Below are 16,584 nucleotides of genomic sequence, written 5' to 3'. Positions count from 1 at the left end.
AAGCGTGGAAAACCTTCCGTTTCTCAATCTGTCCGGCCCGGATTTTCTCAACGTCTTCGGGATGCTGGTCATCATCGTCCTCGCCGCGGCCTGGCTCGTGATCCATTTTGCGGACCGGACCGACCGCCTCCCGCCGCCGCCTGTTCCCGAGAAGCCCGACGCCATCGAAATCGCCTTTCTTCAGGGTGGGGTGAACCAGGTTGTGCGCACCGTCATCTATGATTTGGTGCAGCGCGGCTACGCCGCCCTTGGCAAGGACGACAGGGTCATTCCAACCAGCAAGACGCCGGAGCCGGGCGAACTCGACCCGATTGAAACGCGCGTGCTGGGCCTGATCCAGGCCAAGCCAAAAGCGCATCAATTATTCGAGAATCGCGGCCAGCGCGACGCGCTGCTAAAGCTTTTGCAGCCCGTGCGGGCGCGGCTCGCCGCGCAGGACCTCCTCAAGCCGGAACCGGTCAAAATCTGGCGGCGGCGCGCGCAGATCGTCGGCACGCTGGCGCTTCTCGGCTTCGCCGGAGCGAAAATCTATGTGGCGGCGACGACGGGACAGACGAATGTCTCCTACCTCGTCTTCCTGTGCATTGCCGCGATCCTGGCGCTTTTCGCGCTCGCTTATGTGCTCACGCGCAGCCACGCGAGCCGTCGCGGCCGCGCCTATCTCGAAGCGATGGAGCTCGCCTATCGGACGCGTCTCGACCACGCTCTCGTCGAGCTCGGCGCGTCGCGCGGCATGAGAGGCTTCGACGGCGCAGCGCTGTTTCTCATCGGCCTCTACGGATTCTCGGTGCTGAAAGGCACGCCGGACGCGGCCTTCGCCGAGCACTTCAAGCGCGCATCGGGCGACGGCGGCGGAAGCTGCGGGTCGAGCTGCGCCGGGTCCTGCGGCGACGGCAGCGGAGGGAGCTGTGGCGGAAATTGAAGCGCTCGGCTCGGGGCTCGGCTATCGGCCGCAGTTCCGCGCCGACCTTTTCGCCCATCGCTCGCAGGTCGACTTCCTCGAAATCATCGCCGACCATTATTTCGACGCCGCGCCGGAGAAGCTTGCTGAACTCGACCTTCTCCGCGCGCATTTTACTATTGTCCCGCATGGTCTCGATCTGTCGATCGGGAGCGCGGATGGGATCGATCCGACCTATCTCGACAAATTTGCCGAACTGATCGCGCGTATCGATCCGCCCTGGTGGAGCGAGCATCTGTGCTTCACGCGCGCGGGCGGCGTCGACATCGGCCATCTCGCCGCCTTGCCCTATACGCAGGAGGCGATCGACGTCGTCGCGCGCAATGTCGAAGTGGTGCGACGACGCATCGCGGCGCCGCTGCTTCTCGAAAACATCACCACCGTCGTGCGCGCGCCCGGCGGCGAGATGGACGAGCCGGAATTTCTCGCGCGCGTCCTCGACCGCACCGGCTGCGGCTGGCTTTGCGACGTCGCCAATCTCTTTACGAACGCCGTCAATCAAGGCGTCGACCTCGACGCGACATTCGAACGATGGCCGTGGGATCGGCTGGTGCAACTTCATTACGCGGGCGGACGCTGGCGCAACGGCGTCTTGATCGACAGCCACGACTCGGCGACGAGCGCGGCCGTCTGGGACCTCTACGACCGCATCGTGGCGCGTGCGCCGGTCAAGGGCGTCATTCTCGAACGCGACGAGCGCTTGCCCCCATTCGCGGAGTTGCTCGCAGAAGTTGCGCGGGCGCGCGGCGCGCTCCAGGAGCATGGCCGATGGGGCTGAGCCAGACGCAGGCTTTGCTCGCGCGCCTCTTTACTGACGCGGGGCTACGACGCGCCTTCTTCGATGCGCCGCAGGAGACCGCGCGCCGCTTCGGGTTGAGCGATCGGGAGGCGACGGATATGGCGGCCCTCGATCGGCGCGAGGTCGAGGATTTTGCGCAGAGCCTCCTCGGCAAGCGCGCGCTCGACGCCCGCAAGGCGCTGCCGCTGACGGCGAAGGCGTTGGGCAATGATTTTGACAGGCTGCTCGTTCAGGCCATCGAGGGGCCGCCGGCGCCGCAACGTCACCGCGCCGACGCCGCCGCGCTCACAGAGTTCCTGAACGAGCGCCGGGCGGCGTTCGGATGGATCGCGGATCTTGCGCGCTATGAAATGGCCTTTGTCGCCGCGGCGCGGCCGGGCGCTTTCTTCCTGCTTCGCCGCTTCGCTTTTCCGGTCGACGACATTGCGCGTCAACTTGTGGCGGGAGCGACAGTGGCGGCGACGCCGCGTCCGCGCCTCGGCTTCTGGCTGCGCGCGCCGGGCGGACGGCTCTTTTGGCGATTGCTGTAGCCTTCGGCCGCGATCGCGCGTCGTAACGGAGCAGCGGCTTTCAGGACCGCCGCTCCCGGCTTGCACTGACGGCGGACAGGGCGCTTCAGGCGCCCCGGCGATAGGCGTGCGGCATCGCGTGGCGGCGGTCGGCGACGACCTCGATGAGCCGTTCGGCGCCGCGGTCGCGCGCTTCCTGGCTCTGCGCCTTGGCAAGATCCTCGCTGGCGTCCTTGAACTGCGCTTCGGCTTCCTCGAGCTGCGCGCGCAGATCATTGAGGGAGGCGACGATATTGTCCCTTCGCGTGCGCGCGGCGCGGGCATAGGTCGGATAAGCGAAATGACTGGGGTCGGCGATGTTGGCCCGCTGCTCTTCCGTGGCGATCTCGCGTTCGAGCTCATTGGCCATGCGGGTGAATTCGGCGATCATCGCATTGAGCTGAGCGACGCGCCGACGTTTTTCCTCGGCCTGGAAACGCTTCAGGCGGACCAACGTATCCCGCGATTTCATGTTTTCGACTCCGTTACGCCACACTCATAAAAAACAAACCGTTAATTCCGCGAGACGCGATTAATATGCCCGGAGCTGGTTGCTCTTTGGTTACCGCGCGCAAAATTTGCGCGCAGTGTGGCGCCAGTGCAAGAAAGAGTGCGAATTTCCTCTAAAAACAATTTGAAATACTTGAGCGTGGCCGTTAAAAATAACGCGGTTTGCGGCGTTCTCGGCGTGGCGTCATGCGTGTTGCCGGACTGTGTCTCGTTTGTTGTGCGCTCCTCTTCGTCGTGCGACAGGCGCAGGCGGGCGCTTGGCTTTACCCTGCAGGGAAAGGCCAACTCATCACCACGATGGGGTTCGCACGCGCCCATAACGCTTATGACGCGTCGGGGCGGATCGTCTCGACGCAGCCCTATCGTAAGCTTGAGGCGCGCGCCTCTCTCGAACATGGGCTGACGGATTGGCTCACCCTCGTCAGCGAGGGGGACGCCATGAGTTTTCGCGGCGCGCCTGTTCCCTACGACGTGATCGAACTGCTGATCGCCGAGGCGAAGGCCGGACTGCCGCTCTATGCGCCGCCGCTTCAGGCGGTGACATATGAGGGGCTCGGCCTTGGCGCGGCGGGGGCGCGGCTGCGCCTCCTCGAGGCCGGCGATTATGTCCTTTCCGTCGAAGGGCGGTTGCGCGCCGCCTCGCCGCAGGCGCGTCGTTTCCTCGACATGCGCGGCCCCGTCCAGGTCGACGCGCGGCTATTGATGGGGCGGTCGTTCAGCCTCTTCGGCTTTTCGGGCTTTCTCGACGGACAGCTGGGCTTTCGCACCCAGGGCCAGAACGGAAATGAGATCCGCGTGGATCTTACGGCGGGCCTTCGCCCCTTCGAGAGCCTCTTGCTGCTGGCGCAAAGCTTTACCGCCGTCGCCCCGGGCGCCGGCGCGACGACCGCCCTGTCGCAGCAGAAATTCCAGCTTTCCGCCGTGTATGACGTGTCCTCGTCTTTCTCGGTCCAGCTCGGCGGCGTTGCCGCGCCCGCCGGCGTCAATGCGCCGGTCGAGCGCGGCCTGATCACCGCCGTCTGGTGGCGCTATTGAGGTTAGCGCTCGGCGACCGAGATCGGCTCGATCATGACCTGGGCGAGGCCGGCGGACCGAAAGCCGAGGGCCTCCGCCGCGCTGGTCGAGACGTCGATGACCCGCCCGCCGCGGAAGGGACCGCGATCATTGATGGTGACGACGACCGAACGGTTGTTGGTCAGATTGGTGACGCGCACCTGAGAGCCGAAGGGCAGGGTGCGATGGGCGGCGGTAAAGGCGCCGACATGAGCGCCGTTCGCGGTGCGCCGGCCAGAGTAATAGGAAGCCTTGCCAACCCAGGCCGCCTCGGCGTTGCAACTCAGCGCAACGAGCGCGGCGGCTCCAAACACAAAACGCTTCAACAGCACGCTCCTTTTGCGCGCACGCGGACTGCGCGCGCTTCCGGCGCTGGAGAGATCCAGCGCGGCCGGAGCGGTAAGGGGAGGTTTTGGCGAAAGAGTGGCTGAGCGCGAGGATGCCCGCGACAAGCGCGGGCATGACGCTGCGAGCTCTTGAAATCATGGCCGGGCCTGTCCCGGCCATCCACGCTTCGTGCGCATCGGAAGCGCGGGGTTACGCCGCGGCGGCGCTCGCGGTCTGGGCGTGCACGTCGCGGCCGCCGTTCTTTTCCATAATGCTGACGGCGGTTTTTTCCTTGGCTTCGTCCCAGACGCGCGCCCAGAGCAGCAGGCCGCCATGGGACATTTGCGCCTTGACCCAGGTCGCCTCGGCCGAGCCGATGAGCTGGGCGAGGGTCGCGCCGATGACGCCGCCGCCGCCGCCGAGCGCCAGCGCCGCCGCGACCGCCGCGCCGAGCGTGCCGCCCGCCGCCAGGACCATGCCGGCGCCGCCGATGGCGCCGATATAAAAGAGCGCGCCGATCAGCCCCGCCTTGGCTTCGTTGCGCGCTTCCGGGTCGATATAGGCGCCGTGCGGCGCTTTCGGATCGCCATGCAGCTTCTCGGTCGTCACGCTTTCGTCGCCGACCGCCTCGCGAACCACTGTCTGGGGGGCGAGCACGCTGATCGTCGTCTGGTCGAAGCCGTCGGTGAGGAGATCGTCGATCGCCGACTGTAGCCGCTCGAGGTTGTCGAACACGCCGACAACCTCGCGCACCTCGCCGCGCTGCTCGGGGGTGAGAGGTTTTTGCGTTTCCATGTCCGGTGCTCCGCGAGCGCGGCGCGAGCGTAACGCTCCCGACCAACCGCGCTCCCGCTTTGTTAAAGGGAGCGGAGACGGCAGGGTTTCAAGGGGCCGCGGGGCGCACTTGCGGCGACGGCGCGCCGTCCTCATCTGAGGGGCCTGCGCAAAAAAAGCTTAACCAGGGTCGCCCCAGCGACGGCGCGCAGAAATGAAAGGCGCGCTTATGAATTTGCTCGAGACCGTCTCCTCCGCGCTGGCCGCGAACCAGCTTCTCGCCGGCGGCGTCGGCACGCTGGCCTTTGGCGCGATCATGTATTTGTTGCGCGCGGTCCCGGAGCAGGCGCTCGACGTCATGGGGCGGACTCTCTGGACCAAGGTTTTCGTCGAGAGCCTGTCCAACGAATATCGCGACGTCGACGCCTTCATCGAGGGAAAAAGGCTCAACTTCTTCAGCCGGTCGCTCGAGATCAAGGACGGAAGCCTGAAAACCGGCTTCGGCGGCGGCTGGGGGCTCTACGACGGCGTGCTGTTCAAATATTCGAAGACCAAAATCACGCAGGCGGTCGCGCCTTTCGAGACCATCACCGTCTCCTTCTTCACCCGCGACCGCGCCGTGGTCGAACGCTTCATGCACGACTGCAAGCCGGAGGAGCACCGCAACTCGATCAGCATTTCCGCCTTTTCCGCGACGGGGAGCGAAGGCGGCCTGCGCCGGCGCAAGCGCGGACTCGACACGGTGTTCGTGGATCAGGCGATCAAGGATCGTCTCGTCGGGCGTCTCAACTGGTTTCAGGGCGCCGAGGCGTGGCATTCGGCGCGCGGCATTCCCTGGAAGCTCGGCGTCGTGCTGCACGGCCCGCCGGGCACCGGCAAGACGAGCCTCATTCACGCGCTCGCCTCGGAATTCGGCTTCGACATAAAATACGTCAAATCCCTGCACGGCCTCGGCGCGGCCTTCAAGACCGGCTCGAAGAGCGACCTCTTCGTCATCGAGGACATCGACACGATGGCCGGCGGCTTGAGCCGCGACGCAGACAAGCCCGCCGAGGGCGCGCGCGGCGCGCCGCTGCATGAGATTTTGAATTCCATGGACGGCATGCAGACGCGGGACGGGCTGAAATTCATCGTGACGACGAACCATCTCGACAGGCTCGACCCGGCGATCGTGCGGCCGGGGCGCATCGACGAGGTGATCGAGGTCGGGCCGCTGTCGATCGAGAGCGCGCGGGCGATGTTCAAGGCGTTTTACGGGCGCGAGGGGATTGCAGCCTATGCGCCGCGCACCGGCGCCGAGTTGCAGCAGATGTTTGCGACGATGCGCGCGGAGGAGGCGGAGGCCGAGTTGGCGCGCGCTGTGCGGGGCAGGGCGCGGGAGGCGGCGTGACGAGGCCGGCCCTTCGTCCTTTGAGACGCGTGCTTCGCACGCGCCTCAGGATGAGGGACCTTGCAATGTCAAAGCTTCTTGAATGCAACTTTGACAAGCAATCCTCATCCTGAGGAGCCGCAGCAGTCGGCGTCTCGAAGGACGAGGATTGCGACGCCGGAAGTCTGCAGGCGTCACCGCGTTCGTGGCCAATCGGGTCGGCCCCTCGCCCTTCGAGACGCCCGCTCCGCGGGCTCCTCAGGATGAGGGGCCTTTCATCGCCAATGCTGCTCGAAACCAGCCATGACAAGCAGTCCTCATCGTGATGAGCCGCCGCAGGCGGCGTCTCGAAGGAGGAGGACTGCGGCGCCGGAAGTTTGCAGGCGTCATCGAGAGTTCGTGGCCAATCGGGTCGACCCCTCGCCCTTCGAGACGCCCGCTCCGCGGGCTCCTCAGGATGAGGGGCCTTTCATTGCCAATGCGGCTCGAAACCGGCCATGACAAGCAGTCCTCATCCTGAGGAGCCGCCGCAGGCGGCGTCTCGAAGGAGGAGGACTGCGGCGCCGGCATATGAACTTGCATGGATAGAGCGCGGCTTGCCGGGATTTTTTGGCCAGCCGGATCGGCCCCTTTCCTTCGAGACGCGTGCTTCGCACGCTCCTCAGGATGAGGGGCCTTGCAATGTCAAAGCTTGTTGAATGCAACTTTGACAAGCAGTCCTCATCCTGAGGAGCCGCAGCAGGCGGCGTCTCAAAGGACGAGGATTGCGACGCCGGAAGTCTGCAGGCGTCACCGCGTTCGTGGCCAATCGGGTCGGCCCCTCGCCCTTCGAGACGCCCGCTCCGCGGGCTCCTCAGGATGAGGGGCCTTTCATTGTCGAGAGTACTGAAAGCTGTTTGACAAGCAGTCCTCATCCTGAGGAGCCGCCGCAGGCGGCGTCTCGAAGGACGAGGACTGCGCGCCAGGCGCTTGCAATAATGCCAAGCTGTCGCCATCCTTGCAGGGTTGAGGAACGACATGCAGATCGACGGCGCGAGCGTCTATATCGTCCTGTGCGCAGATAACGCCTACTATACGGGATTGACGCGCAAGGCCGTTGAGACGCGCGTCAGCGAGCATAATCTCGGGATCAATGCCGAGTACACGACGCGGCGCCGGCCCGTACGGCTCGTCTGGTCCGCGCATTTCGAGCGTTTAACCGACGCCATTGCGATGGAGCGGCAAATCAAGGGCTGGAGCCGCGCCAAGAAGGAAGCGCTCATCAAAGGCGATTACGACGCTTTGCCTGTGTTGGCGGCGCGGCGGAAGAAAGGTTGACGGGGCCACGCTGGACGCCGGCCCCTCGTCCTTCGAGACGCCCGCTCCGCGGGCTCCTCAGGATGAGGGGCCTATCATTGTCGAGAGTACTGAAAGCAGTTCTGACAAGCAGTCCTCATGCTGAGGAGCCGCCGCAGGCGGCGTCTCGAAGGACGAGGACTGCGGCGCCAGCAGGTTGAAGATGTCGCCGAGGGCCTGTGGCCAATCGGGTCGGCCCCTCGTCCTTCGAGACGCGTGCTTCGTACGCTCCTCAGGATGAGGAGCCTTGCATTGTCGAGTGTACTGAAAGCAGTTCTGACGAGCAGTCCTCATCCTGAGGAGCCGCCGCAGGCGGCGTCTCGAAGGACGAGGACTGCGCCGCCAGCAGGTCGAAGATGTCGCCGAGGGCCTGCGCCAATCGGGTTGGTCCCTCGCCCTTCGAGACGCCCGCTATGCGGGCTCCTCAGGATGAGGGGCCTTGCATTGTCGAAGAGTACTGAAAAGCAGTTCTGATAAGCAGTCCTCATCCTGAGGAGCCGCCGCAGGCGGCTTCTCGAAGGACGAGGACTGCGGCGCAAACCGGTCAGCCGCTCACGAACACCCCGTCGTGCTCCCGCACGTCTCACACTTCAAGCACGTCCCATTGCGCACGAGCGTAAAATTCGCGCACTCCGGACAGGCCTCGCCGACATAGCCCTTCATGCGCGCTTCCGCCCGCTTCTCCGCGACGCCCTGCACGGTTTTGGTCGGTTCGGTCCAGCCGAGCGAGGAGAGCGGCTCTTCCTCCACCATGTCCGGCGTTTCGCGCAGCGCGACGGCGCCGCCTTGCACGACCATCAGCCGGTCGGTCTTGGAGCGCAGCAGGCCGCGCGAGACGACTGAATTCGCCTCCGGCGCCTTGCCCTCGTGCTCGCCCTTGCCGAGCACGTCGTGGCCGATGTCGTCGGGCGAGACATGGGCGAGGTCGTTGCGGCCGAGGTAGGAGACGGCGAGTTCGCGGAACACATAGTCGAGGATCGACGTCGCGTTCTTGATCGCGTCATTGCCCTGCACCGGACCCGCGGGCTCGAAGCGGGTGAAGGTGAAGGCGTCGACATATTCCTCGAGCGGCACGCCATATTGCAGGCCGAGCGAAATGGCGATGGCGAAATTGTTCATCAAGGAGCGGAACGCCGCGCCTTCCTTGTGCATGTCGATGAAGATTTCGCCCAGACGCCCGTCGGCGTATTCGCCGGTGCGCAGATAGACCTTGTGGCCGCCCACCGCGGCCTTCTGCGTATAGCCCTTGCGGCGATCGGGGAGTTTCTCGCGCTCGCGCACGAGCTGATGAATGACGCGCTCGACGATGCGCTCGGCGACATGGGCGGCGCGCGCCGGCATGGTCGCGGCGATGACTTCCTCCACCGCGTCGATGGCGTCGATGTCGTCGTCGCCCTGGATGAGCTGCGCCGACAGCGGCTGCGACAGTTTGGAGCCGTCGCGATAGAGCGCATTGGCCTTGAGGCCGAGGCGCCAGGACAGGAGATAGGCCTGTTCGCAATCCTCGACGCTCGCCTCATTCGGCATGTTGATGGTCTTGGAGATCGCGCCCGAAATGAAGGGCTGCGCCGCCGCCATCATGCGAATGTGGGAGTCGACGGAGAGATAGCGCTTGCCGGTGCGGCCGCAGGGATTGGCGCAGTCGAAGACGGCGTAATGTTCGCGCTTGAGGAAAGGCGCGCCTTCGAGCGTCATGGCGCCGCAGACATGCACATTCGCGGCCTCGATCTCCTGCCTCGAGAAGCCGAGATGCGCGAGCAGATCGAAGTTCCTGTCGTCCAATTGCTCGGGCGAGACCTTCAACACGCCCGTGAGGAAGTCCGGTCCCAGCGTCCATTTGTTGAAGACGAATTTGATGTCGAAGGCCGAGGGCAGCGCCGCTTCGATCGCCGCGAGCTTTTCGTCCGTGAAGCCCTTGCTGCGCAGCGACGCCGTGTTGACCGCGGGCGCATTGGCGAGCGAAGCGTGGCCGACGGCGTAAGCCTCGATCTCGGCGATCTCGCTTTCGCGATAGCCGAGCGCGCGCAGGCCCTCCGGCACGGCGCGGTTGACGATCTTCAGATAGCCCCCGCCGGCGAGCTTCTTGAATTTCACCAGCGCGAAGTCGGGCTCGATGCCGGTGGTGTCGCAATCCATCACGAGGCCAATCGTGCCCGTCGGCGCGATCACGGTGACCTGCGCATTGCGGTAGCCGTAGAGTTCGCCCTGCGCCAGCGCTTTGTCCCAGGCGGCGCCCGCGCGCTGCATGAGCACGGGATCGGGGCAGGCGGCGTAATCGAGCGGCACGGGCGAGGTGTTCAAGCCCTCATAGCCCGCGCGCTCGCCATGGGCGGCGCGGCGGTGATTGCGGATGACGCGCAGCATCGCCTCGCGGTTCTCCAGGAAGCGCGCGAAGGGCCCGCGCTCCTTCGCCATCTCGGCGGAGGTCGCATAGCAGACGCCCGTCATGATCGCCGACAGCGCGCCCGCGATGGCGCGGCCGGCTTCGCTGTCATAGGCGACGCCGGACGACATCAGCAGCCCGCCGACATTGGCGAAGCCGAGGCCCAGCGTGCGGTAATCATAAGAAAGTTGCGCGATCTCCTTTGACGGGAACTGCGCCATCAGCACAGAGATTTCCAGCACGATCGTCCACAGGCGCACGGCGTGCTCGTAGGAATCGACGTCGATGCGCTTCGTCGCCGCGTCGCGGAACTGCAGCAGATTGAGCGACGCGAGGTTACAGGCCGTGTCGTCGAGGAACATATATTCCGAGCACGGATTGGAGGCGCGGATTTCGCCGCCCGCCGGGCAGGTGTGCCAGTCGTTGATCGTCGTGTGGAACTGAATGCCCGGATCGGCCGACGCCCAGGCCGCATAGCCGATCTTGTCCCACAGCGCGCGCGCCTTCACGGTCTTCGCGACCTTGCCGTCGAGACGCTTGATCAAGCGCCAGTCGCCGTCATTCTCGACGGCGCGCAGGAATTCGTCCGTCACGCGAACGGAATTATTGGAGTTCTGTCCCGAAACGGTGAGATAGGCCTCGCTGTCCCAATCCGTATCATAGGTGTCGAAGGAGATGTCCTTGTAGCCCTGCTTGGCGAATTGGATCACGCGCTTGATGTAATTATCCGGAACCTCGCTTTTGCGCGCGAGCTTGATCTCGCGCTTCAAGGCCGGGTTCTTTTCCGGATTGAAGCAGTCATCGCCCGGACCTTCGCAATTCACGCAGGCGCGCAGGATCGCCTTCAAATGCTTCTTGACGATCTTTGAGCCGGTGACGAGAGAGGCGACCTTCTCTTCTTCCTTCACCTTCCAGTCGATGAACTGCTCGATATCCGGGTGGTCGATGTCGACGACGACCATCTTCGCGGCGCGGCGCGTGGTGCCGCCCGACTTGATCGCGCCCGCGGCGCGATCGCCGATCTTCAGGAAGGACATCAGGCCGGAGGAGGAGCCGCCGCCCGAAAGCTTTTCCTTCTCGCCGCGCAGCTTCGAGAAATTGGTGCCGGTGCCGGAGCCGTATTTGAAGAGCCGCGCCTCGCGCACCCACAAATCCATGATGCCGCCGTCGTTGACGAGATCGTCCTCGATCGACTGGATGAAGCAGGCGTGCGGCTGCGGATGCTCATAAGACGACTTCGACTTCACCATTTTGCCGTTGGCGTAGTCGACATAGAAATGGCCCTGGCTCGGCCCGTCGACGCCATAGGCCCAATGCAGGCCGGTGTTGAACCATTGCGGCGAATTGGGCGCGGCCATTTGCGCGGCGAGCATGTAGCGCAATTCGTCGCTGAAGGCCTGGGCGTCTTCTTCCGTATCGAAATAGCCGCCCTTCCAGCCCCAATAGGTCCAGGCGCCGGCAAGGCGGTCGAAGACCTGCTTGGCGGAAGTTTCGGAACCGTAGCGCTGATCCTTCGGCAGTTGCGCCAGCGCCTCCGTATCTGCAATCGAGCGCCACAGGAAGGCGGGCAGGCTGTTCTCCTCGACGCGCTTCACGCGCGCCGGCACGCCGGCCTTGCGGAAATATTTCTGCGCCAGAACGTCGGCGGCGACCTGGCTCCACTGGGCCGGAACCTCGATATTATCGAGCGAAAACACCACGGACCCGTCGGGATTGCGGATCTCGCTCTTCGTCGTCTTGAACTCAATAGACGCGTAAGGAGACTCGCCCGACTTGGTGTAGCGCCGCTCGATTTTCATTCTAAAATTTCCTTGCTAGGTATGGACAACACTCCACACCGCCCAGCCGATCGCTGGCCAGCGACAAAAGTGAACTCACCCACACTGATCTGCTACTGGCCACTTCGGCCGTGCTGGGACTAGCGACGAGCGACTGGGGTGCTCAACACCTACCGAGCGCGACCGTGACAGAGCATCTTTGCGATCCCGCGAACCTTCGAGGCGACCGTCGAACACACCTATTTGATGCGTTGAGCGGCCGTGATGAGTCCATATTCATCGGATCTGTATCCACAAGATATGCGTAGCTGTGCCCAGCTTCCACACAATTAGTGGATAACGGGGATAAATGAAGCGTTAAACGGCGATTCTCGCAAGTACGTTTTAATGAGCTTTTCTGCGCAGTTTGCGCTGACATGGCTGTTTGGGTGCCTTGTTTCGAGGCACCCAAGGGTTTATCTCGGTTTCGGCCGCTCTTTGGTAACGCCTTTGAACGGCGTTCCATTTTGCTTTGCGTCGATAAAGCGCCCGTTCGCCTTATCCCGTTTAATCCATTGCTCGGTCACGGGGTTGAAGGTTTGGGAGCGATCGCGGACGGCACCGTTGCGATGTCCGTCTCCTTTAGGTGGATTGGTAGCCATTTTCACCTCAATCTGGAAGTTTGTCCGCAATTCACACACCGCATAAGAGAGCCAATCTTCACTACCCTGTAGCTTCCACACTCAGGGCAAATCACGTCTGTGAACTTGAGCGGCCTCCTATCTCGTAACTCGAACCAAAAGTCGGTGAACGCGCTAGGAAAATTGAATCTGTCGTGAAACGAGTGCCGATCGTTACATTCGATGGCTAAGTAGGGAGGTGCCATGGAAAGCGCGGCGTAAACGTTTGCTTGCCATTCAGTACTCTCTTCATCTTGGGCAATTCGTAACAAGGAATGCTTGGCAGATGTGAAGCCTTGATGCGGGTGACGATGTAGAATTGCGTGAGCAAGTTCGTGTAAGAGTTTGAAGCAAGCTAAAGGCTCTCCAATTCCCGCCTCCTCCCAAAGCTCTCTGTTTGCATGCAGCGTATTACTAGGCCGCCGAAAAAACGGTTCTCCGTCTTCTTCGAAGAGTACCAGCCTTGGTTTTGCATTGTCGGCACCATTCGTTCCGACGTAAGCTTCTATCGTGGCCCGATGGCGAGGCTGGCACAGATGATCGATACGAAGCCTCAAACGCTCTCTTAAGACGCGCTCCATCAACATTTCATAGGACCGAAAAGTCGCCTTTTGATCTCTGAACATTCGTCAAGCCCTCTAGGCGCGAGCGAAGCCCGGCGCTCAGCCATTTCTGGCTGAGCGATGCTGGGGATCGTCACTCAGACTCGAAAGGCGTGTCACCGACGTCGAATAAGCAATCGCGCTACCGGGACAGCGAAACCGACGAATACATCTAGGAAGAGGGACGCCATGCGCCGACTTTGGGGCGTCGGACGTTGGGACTACGCGCGCCGTACCACCTCCTGTATCTCCAAACTGAGCGAGTCTTAGACGCTCGTCAAGATTTTGTGTCGTTTATCAACAAGGAGACAATATGTAGAGAAGATGGTGAGTAGTGGGGACAAATCCAGTAGTCAGTTTCCATAGGCTCGGCCAGGCGCGAGATTTTGGAGCGAGGGGCCTTTTCAGCGGCAGGTCGCCTCGGGCGCGGGCTTGAGCAAAAAGGCCCGATTCTCTGTGTTTTCAGGACTCAGATAGAGGAATGACGCCCCCTCCAGCGGCCCGGTCAGCTCGAGCCGCTCTCGGATGGTCAGAAGCAGGCCGGCGCCTTTCTGGGCGATCTCGAACACGCCGGAATCGTCTGTGGACAGCCGGCAGTTGCGCACGCCGTCCTCCTTTGTTTTACACCGGCGCGTCTCGGCCGCCGAGAGCGCGGCATTGCAGACGAGGCCGAGCTTCTCCCAATAGCAGGCGCCGATGGTGCTGAAGGCCATGTCGGCGGTGCGCATCACGAGCTGCGCGTCGGCGAGGATTTTGATCTTCTCGCCCGGCGTCTCGGGAACCGAGGTCTTGGTCACGGCGAGGGTGACCCGGCGGACGATCTGCCCCGGATGCGCCTCGAGCCAGGCCGCGTCGTAGCGACGCTCGTAGCAGCCCGAAAGCGGGATGACCTCCTCGGCCGCGGCGGGCCCCAAAACCATAAGAAACGTCGCCGCCAATAAGCCGCGCGGGCTGACAACCATTCATCGCCTCCTTCGAGAATTGGCGCGAAACTAGAGAGCGGAGCCGTCGATGTCATCAGAAAGGCTTGGGAAAGGAGCTCCGCCCTTGACGCCGCCATCTTGGGCGCCCTTATGTGCGGGGCCGCCGCGCTGGCGGTCGTGAGAGAGGTTCAGGAGATTTTCCCATGTCCTTTGTGATTGCGCGCCGCGCTGTCGTCGTAGCGGCCCTGTCGCTTGTTTCCGCTGGGCTCGCCTCGGCGCCGGCCTTCGCGCATGGCCCCTCGCGCCAGAAGGTCGTCGAGAAAATCGAGATCGACGCGCCGGCCGACAAAGTCTGGGCCATCGTCGGCAATTTCCAGGACATGGGCTGGCATCCGGCGATCGCCAAGACCGAAGGGACGGGCGGCAGCGACGTCGGCGCCAAGCGCACGCTGACCCTCAAGGACGGCGGCAAGATCGAGGAATCGGTCACGAAATACGACGCCGCTGGCAAGTCGATCAGCTACAAGATCGACAATGTCGACGTGAAGGTCCTGCCGGTGAATAATTACGCCGCGACCATCACCGTCAAGGACGCGGGCGGCAAGAGCGAAGTCGAGTGGAAGGGCGCCTTCTACCGTGGCTTCATGAACAACGACCCGCCGCCGGAACTCACCGACGAGGCCGCCGTCAAGGCCGTCACCGCCGTCTACACGAGCGGGCTTCAGGCGCTCAAGGCCAAGGCCGAGGGCAAGTAAGAAGGAAACGGGAGAGGGGTCATGGCCGTGCTGGCGCGCCGCGCCTTTCTCCTCTCCGCCTGTGCGGCCCTTGTCGGCCTCCCCAGCGCCGCCAGGGCGGCGCATGCGGCCTCGGTGCTCAAGGTTGTCGAGGAAGGCGCCGTCGACGCGCCGCCTGAAAAAGTCTGGGCGATCCTGGGCGATTTCGCCCATGCCGATTGGCTTCCCGGCGTTTCGCGCGTCGAGGCCGACGGCGGCAATACGCCCGACAAGGCGGTGCGGCGACTCTTCATGTCCGACGGCGGCGTCGTCGCGGAACGGCTCACCCGCTGGGAGGCCGAAAAAATGATGATCGGCGTCCATCGCGAGGGCGATGACGTCAAGCGTCTGCCAGCCGTGAATTTCACCCATATTGCGACGCTGCGTCCGGGCGAAGGCGGCAAGACCATCGTCGAGTGGAAGGCGCGCTTCTATCGCGGCTATCCCAATCCCAACCCGCCGCCGGAACTCAACGACGACGTCGCCATCGCCGCCGTGACGGCGTTGCTCCAAGCCAATCTTGCCGCGCTAAAAGCGAAGGTCGAGGCGCGTTAAGCCGCTTGTTCCGCGGGGGGAGAGGGTCAGGGGGAGGGGCATCAAGAATGCTGGGCCATGATTGCATCCGGACGCCCGCGCGCGCGAGGCTTTCTGGGGAAAATTCAGAGAGACCATGGGGTATTGATCCCTCCCCCTTGCGGGGAGGGTGGCGCGCGCAGCGCGCCGGGTGGGGGTCGTCCGATGGTTTTACGTCTCGCAATGCAGCGAAGAAGGCCAGGCGGGCGCGTGCCGGATTACGGGCCCTTTTGTTTCTCTTCGCGTTTTCCATGCCAGCCCTGGCGGATGAAGCCTTCATCACCGCCCAGAGCGCAGACGCGGTCAATGTGGTCGATCTCGCCGCGATGAAGACCGTTGCGACGCTGCCGATCGGCGGCAAGCCGGCGGGCGTCGCCGTGACTCGCGATGGATCCCGCGTTTATGTGACGAGCCCCGACGGCCAGTTCATCACGTCGATAGACGCCCGCTCGCGCGCGGTCCTCAACAAGATCCCGCTCAAAGGCGCGCCGCTCGGCGTCGCCGTCTCGCCAGACGGCAAGCGCCTTTATGCGACGCTGGCCTATGATCGCCTGCTCCTCGAAATCGATCCCGAGCGCGGCGTCGCCCGCGAGCTGAGCGTCGGGGCCATGGCGTCGGGAGTCGCAGTGACGCCCGACGGCAAGACCGTCCTCGTGGCGGATCGCGACGACAACGGCCTGTCCGTCATCGACGCCGCCAGCCTGACGCGGGTTGCGACCATTCCGGTCGGCAGGCATCCGTTCGGCGTAACGATCGACGGGGCTGGCGCCCGCGCCTATACGGCCAATGTCGAGTCGGACGACGTCAGCGTGATCGACATCGCCGCCCGCAAGGTCGTCGGCGTCCTCAAGACTGGCAGCCGGCCTTATACGGTGGCGCTGGCGGCGGGGCGGGTTTTCGTCGCGGACCAACATGCCGACGAAGTCAGCGTCTTCGACGCGGCGAGCCTCGCGCCGGCGGGCGCGGTCAAGGTGGGCGAATATCCCGAGGGAATCGCCGCGAGCGCCGACGAGAGCCGAGTTTATGTCGCAAGCTGGTTCTCGAACGAGCTTTGGGCGATCGACGCGCGGACCCTCAAGGTCGCCGGCAAGGCCGAGACGGGGGACGGGCCTCGGGCGTTCGGGGCGTTTGTTGCGACGACGAGATGACTGGACTTCGCGGCGCAGCGACGCCATAAGGGGCGCAAATACGCCGACGGAGCGGCGCGGCGGCGCGCC

14 protein-coding genes are annotated in these 16,584 nt (G+C 63.8%); 9 read left to right on the top strand and 5 right to left on the bottom strand.

Going from position 1 to position 16,584, the window contains the following annotated elements:
* Positions 1–4 precede the first annotated feature (4 nt).
* Genes ACETII_RS20285 through ACETII_RS20275 form a run of 3 tightly spaced genes read left to right on the top strand, consistent with a single transcriptional unit; the run spans position 5 to position 2,290 of the window.
* Positions 5–922, top strand: coding sequence for a TIGR04222 domain-containing membrane protein (locus ACETII_RS20285; protein WP_472786739.1), 918 nt, complete (start codon positions 5–7; stop codon positions 920–922).
* A complete protein-coding gene (locus ACETII_RS20280; RefSeq protein WP_472786738.1) occupies positions 909–1,739 on the top strand; it encodes an MbnB/TglH/ChrH family RiPP precursor modification enzyme in 831 nt (276 codons plus the stop codon). Before ACETII_RS20285 ends, ACETII_RS20280 begins: the two co-directional genes overlap by 14 nt.
* Positions 1,730–2,290 (top strand): hypothetical protein, encoded by a 561-nt coding sequence (locus tag ACETII_RS20275; RefSeq protein WP_472786737.1) that lies wholly within the window; start codon positions 1,730–1,732, stop codon positions 2,288–2,290. Before ACETII_RS20280 ends, ACETII_RS20275 begins: the two co-directional genes overlap by 10 nt.
* Before the next feature lie 85 nt (positions 2,291–2,375).
* Here ACETII_RS20275 and ACETII_RS20270 read toward each other — a convergent pair whose 3' ends face one another.
* The gene (locus ACETII_RS20270) at positions 2,376–2,780 is read right to left on the bottom strand and encodes a flagellar export protein FliJ (RefSeq protein WP_472786736.1); all 405 of its coding nucleotides are present in this window, start codon (positions 2,778–2,780) and stop codon (positions 2,376–2,378) included.
* 224 nt (positions 2,781–3,004) lie between these two features.
* Between ACETII_RS20270 and ACETII_RS20265 the strand changes: the two genes are divergently transcribed.
* Positions 3,005–3,853, top strand: coding sequence for a hypothetical protein (locus ACETII_RS20265; protein WP_472786735.1), 849 nt, complete (start codon positions 3,005–3,007; stop codon positions 3,851–3,853).
* 2 nt (positions 3,854–3,855) lie between these two features.
* Here ACETII_RS20265 and ACETII_RS20260 read toward each other — a convergent pair whose 3' ends face one another.
* Together ACETII_RS20260 and ACETII_RS20255 are read right to left on the bottom strand one after the other, a co-directional pair.
* A complete protein-coding gene (locus tag ACETII_RS20260; RefSeq protein WP_363349115.1) occupies positions 3,856–4,197 on the bottom strand; it encodes a septal ring lytic transglycosylase RlpA family protein in 342 nt (113 codons plus the stop codon).
* Between the two features lie 211 nt (positions 4,198–4,408).
* Positions 4,409–4,993 carry a hypothetical protein gene (locus ACETII_RS20255; RefSeq protein ID WP_472786734.1) on the bottom strand — a complete coding sequence of 195 codons (585 nt, stop codon included), beginning with the start codon at positions 4,991–4,993 and terminating at the stop codon, positions 4,409–4,411.
* A gap of 193 nt (positions 4,994–5,186) precedes the next feature.
* Here ACETII_RS20255 and ACETII_RS20250 point away from each other — a divergent pair, with 193 nt between their 5' ends.
* Both ACETII_RS20250 and ACETII_RS20245 read left to right on the top strand, forming a co-directional pair.
* A complete protein-coding gene (locus ACETII_RS20250; protein WP_472786733.1) occupies positions 5,187–6,362 on the top strand; it encodes an AAA family ATPase in 1,176 nt (391 codons plus the stop codon).
* 996 nt (positions 6,363–7,358) lie between these two features.
* Positions 7,359–7,658 (top strand): GIY-YIG nuclease family protein, encoded by a 300-nt coding sequence (locus tag ACETII_RS20245; protein ID WP_363349112.1) that lies wholly within the window; start codon positions 7,359–7,361, stop codon positions 7,656–7,658.
* Between the two features lie 570 nt (positions 7,659–8,228).
* Here ACETII_RS20245 and ACETII_RS20240 read toward each other — a convergent pair.
* The gene (locus ACETII_RS20240; protein ID WP_472786732.1) at positions 8,229–11,858 is read right to left on the bottom strand and encodes a vitamin B12-dependent ribonucleotide reductase; all 3,630 of its coding nucleotides are present in this window, start codon (positions 11,856–11,858) and stop codon (positions 8,229–8,231) included.
* A 1,644-nt stretch (positions 11,859–13,502) separates the two neighbouring features.
* Positions 13,503–14,060, bottom strand: a complete 558-nt coding sequence (locus ACETII_RS20235) for a hypothetical protein (protein ID WP_472786731.1) — start codon at positions 14,058–14,060, stop codon at positions 13,503–13,505.
* A gap of 164 nt (positions 14,061–14,224) precedes the next feature.
* Here ACETII_RS20235 and ACETII_RS20230 point away from each other — a divergent pair, with 164 nt between their 5' ends.
* The 3 genes from ACETII_RS20230 to ACETII_RS20220 all read left to right on the top strand — a co-directional run bounded on the left by ACETII_RS20230 (position 14,225) and on the right by ACETII_RS20220 (position 16,515).
* Positions 14,225–14,776, top strand: coding sequence for an SRPBCC family protein (locus tag ACETII_RS20230; RefSeq protein ID WP_363349108.1), 552 nt, complete (start codon positions 14,225–14,227; stop codon positions 14,774–14,776).
* Positions 14,777–14,797: 21 nt separating this feature from the next.
* A complete protein-coding gene (locus tag ACETII_RS20225; protein WP_472786730.1) occupies positions 14,798–15,349 on the top strand; it encodes an SRPBCC family protein in 552 nt (183 codons plus the stop codon).
* Between the two features lie 269 nt (positions 15,350–15,618).
* On the top strand, positions 15,619–16,515 hold the full coding sequence (locus ACETII_RS20220) for a beta-propeller fold lactonase family protein (RefSeq protein ID WP_472786729.1): 897 nt from the start codon (positions 15,619–15,621) through the stop codon (positions 16,513–16,515).
* The last annotated feature ends 69 nt before the right edge of the window (positions 16,516–16,584 follow it).

It is taken from the genome of Methylocystis sp. NC52PC (assembly GCF_055698645.1).
Note: the sequence above shows the minus strand (reverse complement) of the source record. Positions and strands in the feature narration are given on the sequence as shown.

Bases quoted from the DNA above. Each gene is read 5' to 3' on its own strand.
- ACETII_RS20230 (WP_363349108.1), top strand. From the start codon at position 14,225: ATGTCCTTTGTGATTGCGCGCCGCGCTGTCGTCGTAGCGGCCCTGTCG.
- ACETII_RS20235 (WP_472786731.1), bottom strand. From the start codon at position 14,060: ATGGTTGTCAGCCCGCGCGGCTTATTGGCGGCGACGTTTCTTATGGTT.
- ACETII_RS20250 (WP_472786733.1), top strand. From the start codon at position 5,187: ATGAAAGGCGCGCTTATGAATTTGCTCGAGACCGTCTCCTCCGCGCTG.
- ACETII_RS20245 (WP_363349112.1), top strand. From the start codon at position 7,359: ATGCAGATCGACGGCGCGAGCGTCTATATCGTCCTGTGCGCAGATAAC.
- ACETII_RS20225 (WP_472786730.1), top strand. From the start codon at position 14,798: ATGGCCGTGCTGGCGCGCCGCGCCTTTCTCCTCTCCGCCTGTGCGGCC.
- ACETII_RS20240 (WP_472786732.1), bottom strand. From the start codon at position 11,858: ATGAAAATCGAGCGGCGCTACACCAAGTCGGGCGAGTCTCCTTACGCG.
- ACETII_RS20255 (WP_472786734.1), bottom strand. From the start codon at position 4,993: ATGGAAACGCAAAAACCTCTCACCCCCGAGCAGCGCGGCGAGGTGCGC.
- ACETII_RS20270 (WP_472786736.1), bottom strand. From the start codon at position 2,780: ATGAAATCGCGGGATACGTTGGTCCGCCTGAAGCGTTTCCAGGCCGAG.
- ACETII_RS20265 (WP_472786735.1), top strand. From the start codon at position 3,005: ATGCGTGTTGCCGGACTGTGTCTCGTTTGTTGTGCGCTCCTCTTCGTC.
- ACETII_RS20220 (WP_472786729.1), top strand. From the start codon at position 15,619: ATGCCAGCCCTGGCGGATGAAGCCTTCATCACCGCCCAGAGCGCAGAC.
- ACETII_RS20275 (WP_472786737.1), top strand. From the start codon at position 1,730: ATGGGGCTGAGCCAGACGCAGGCTTTGCTCGCGCGCCTCTTTACTGAC.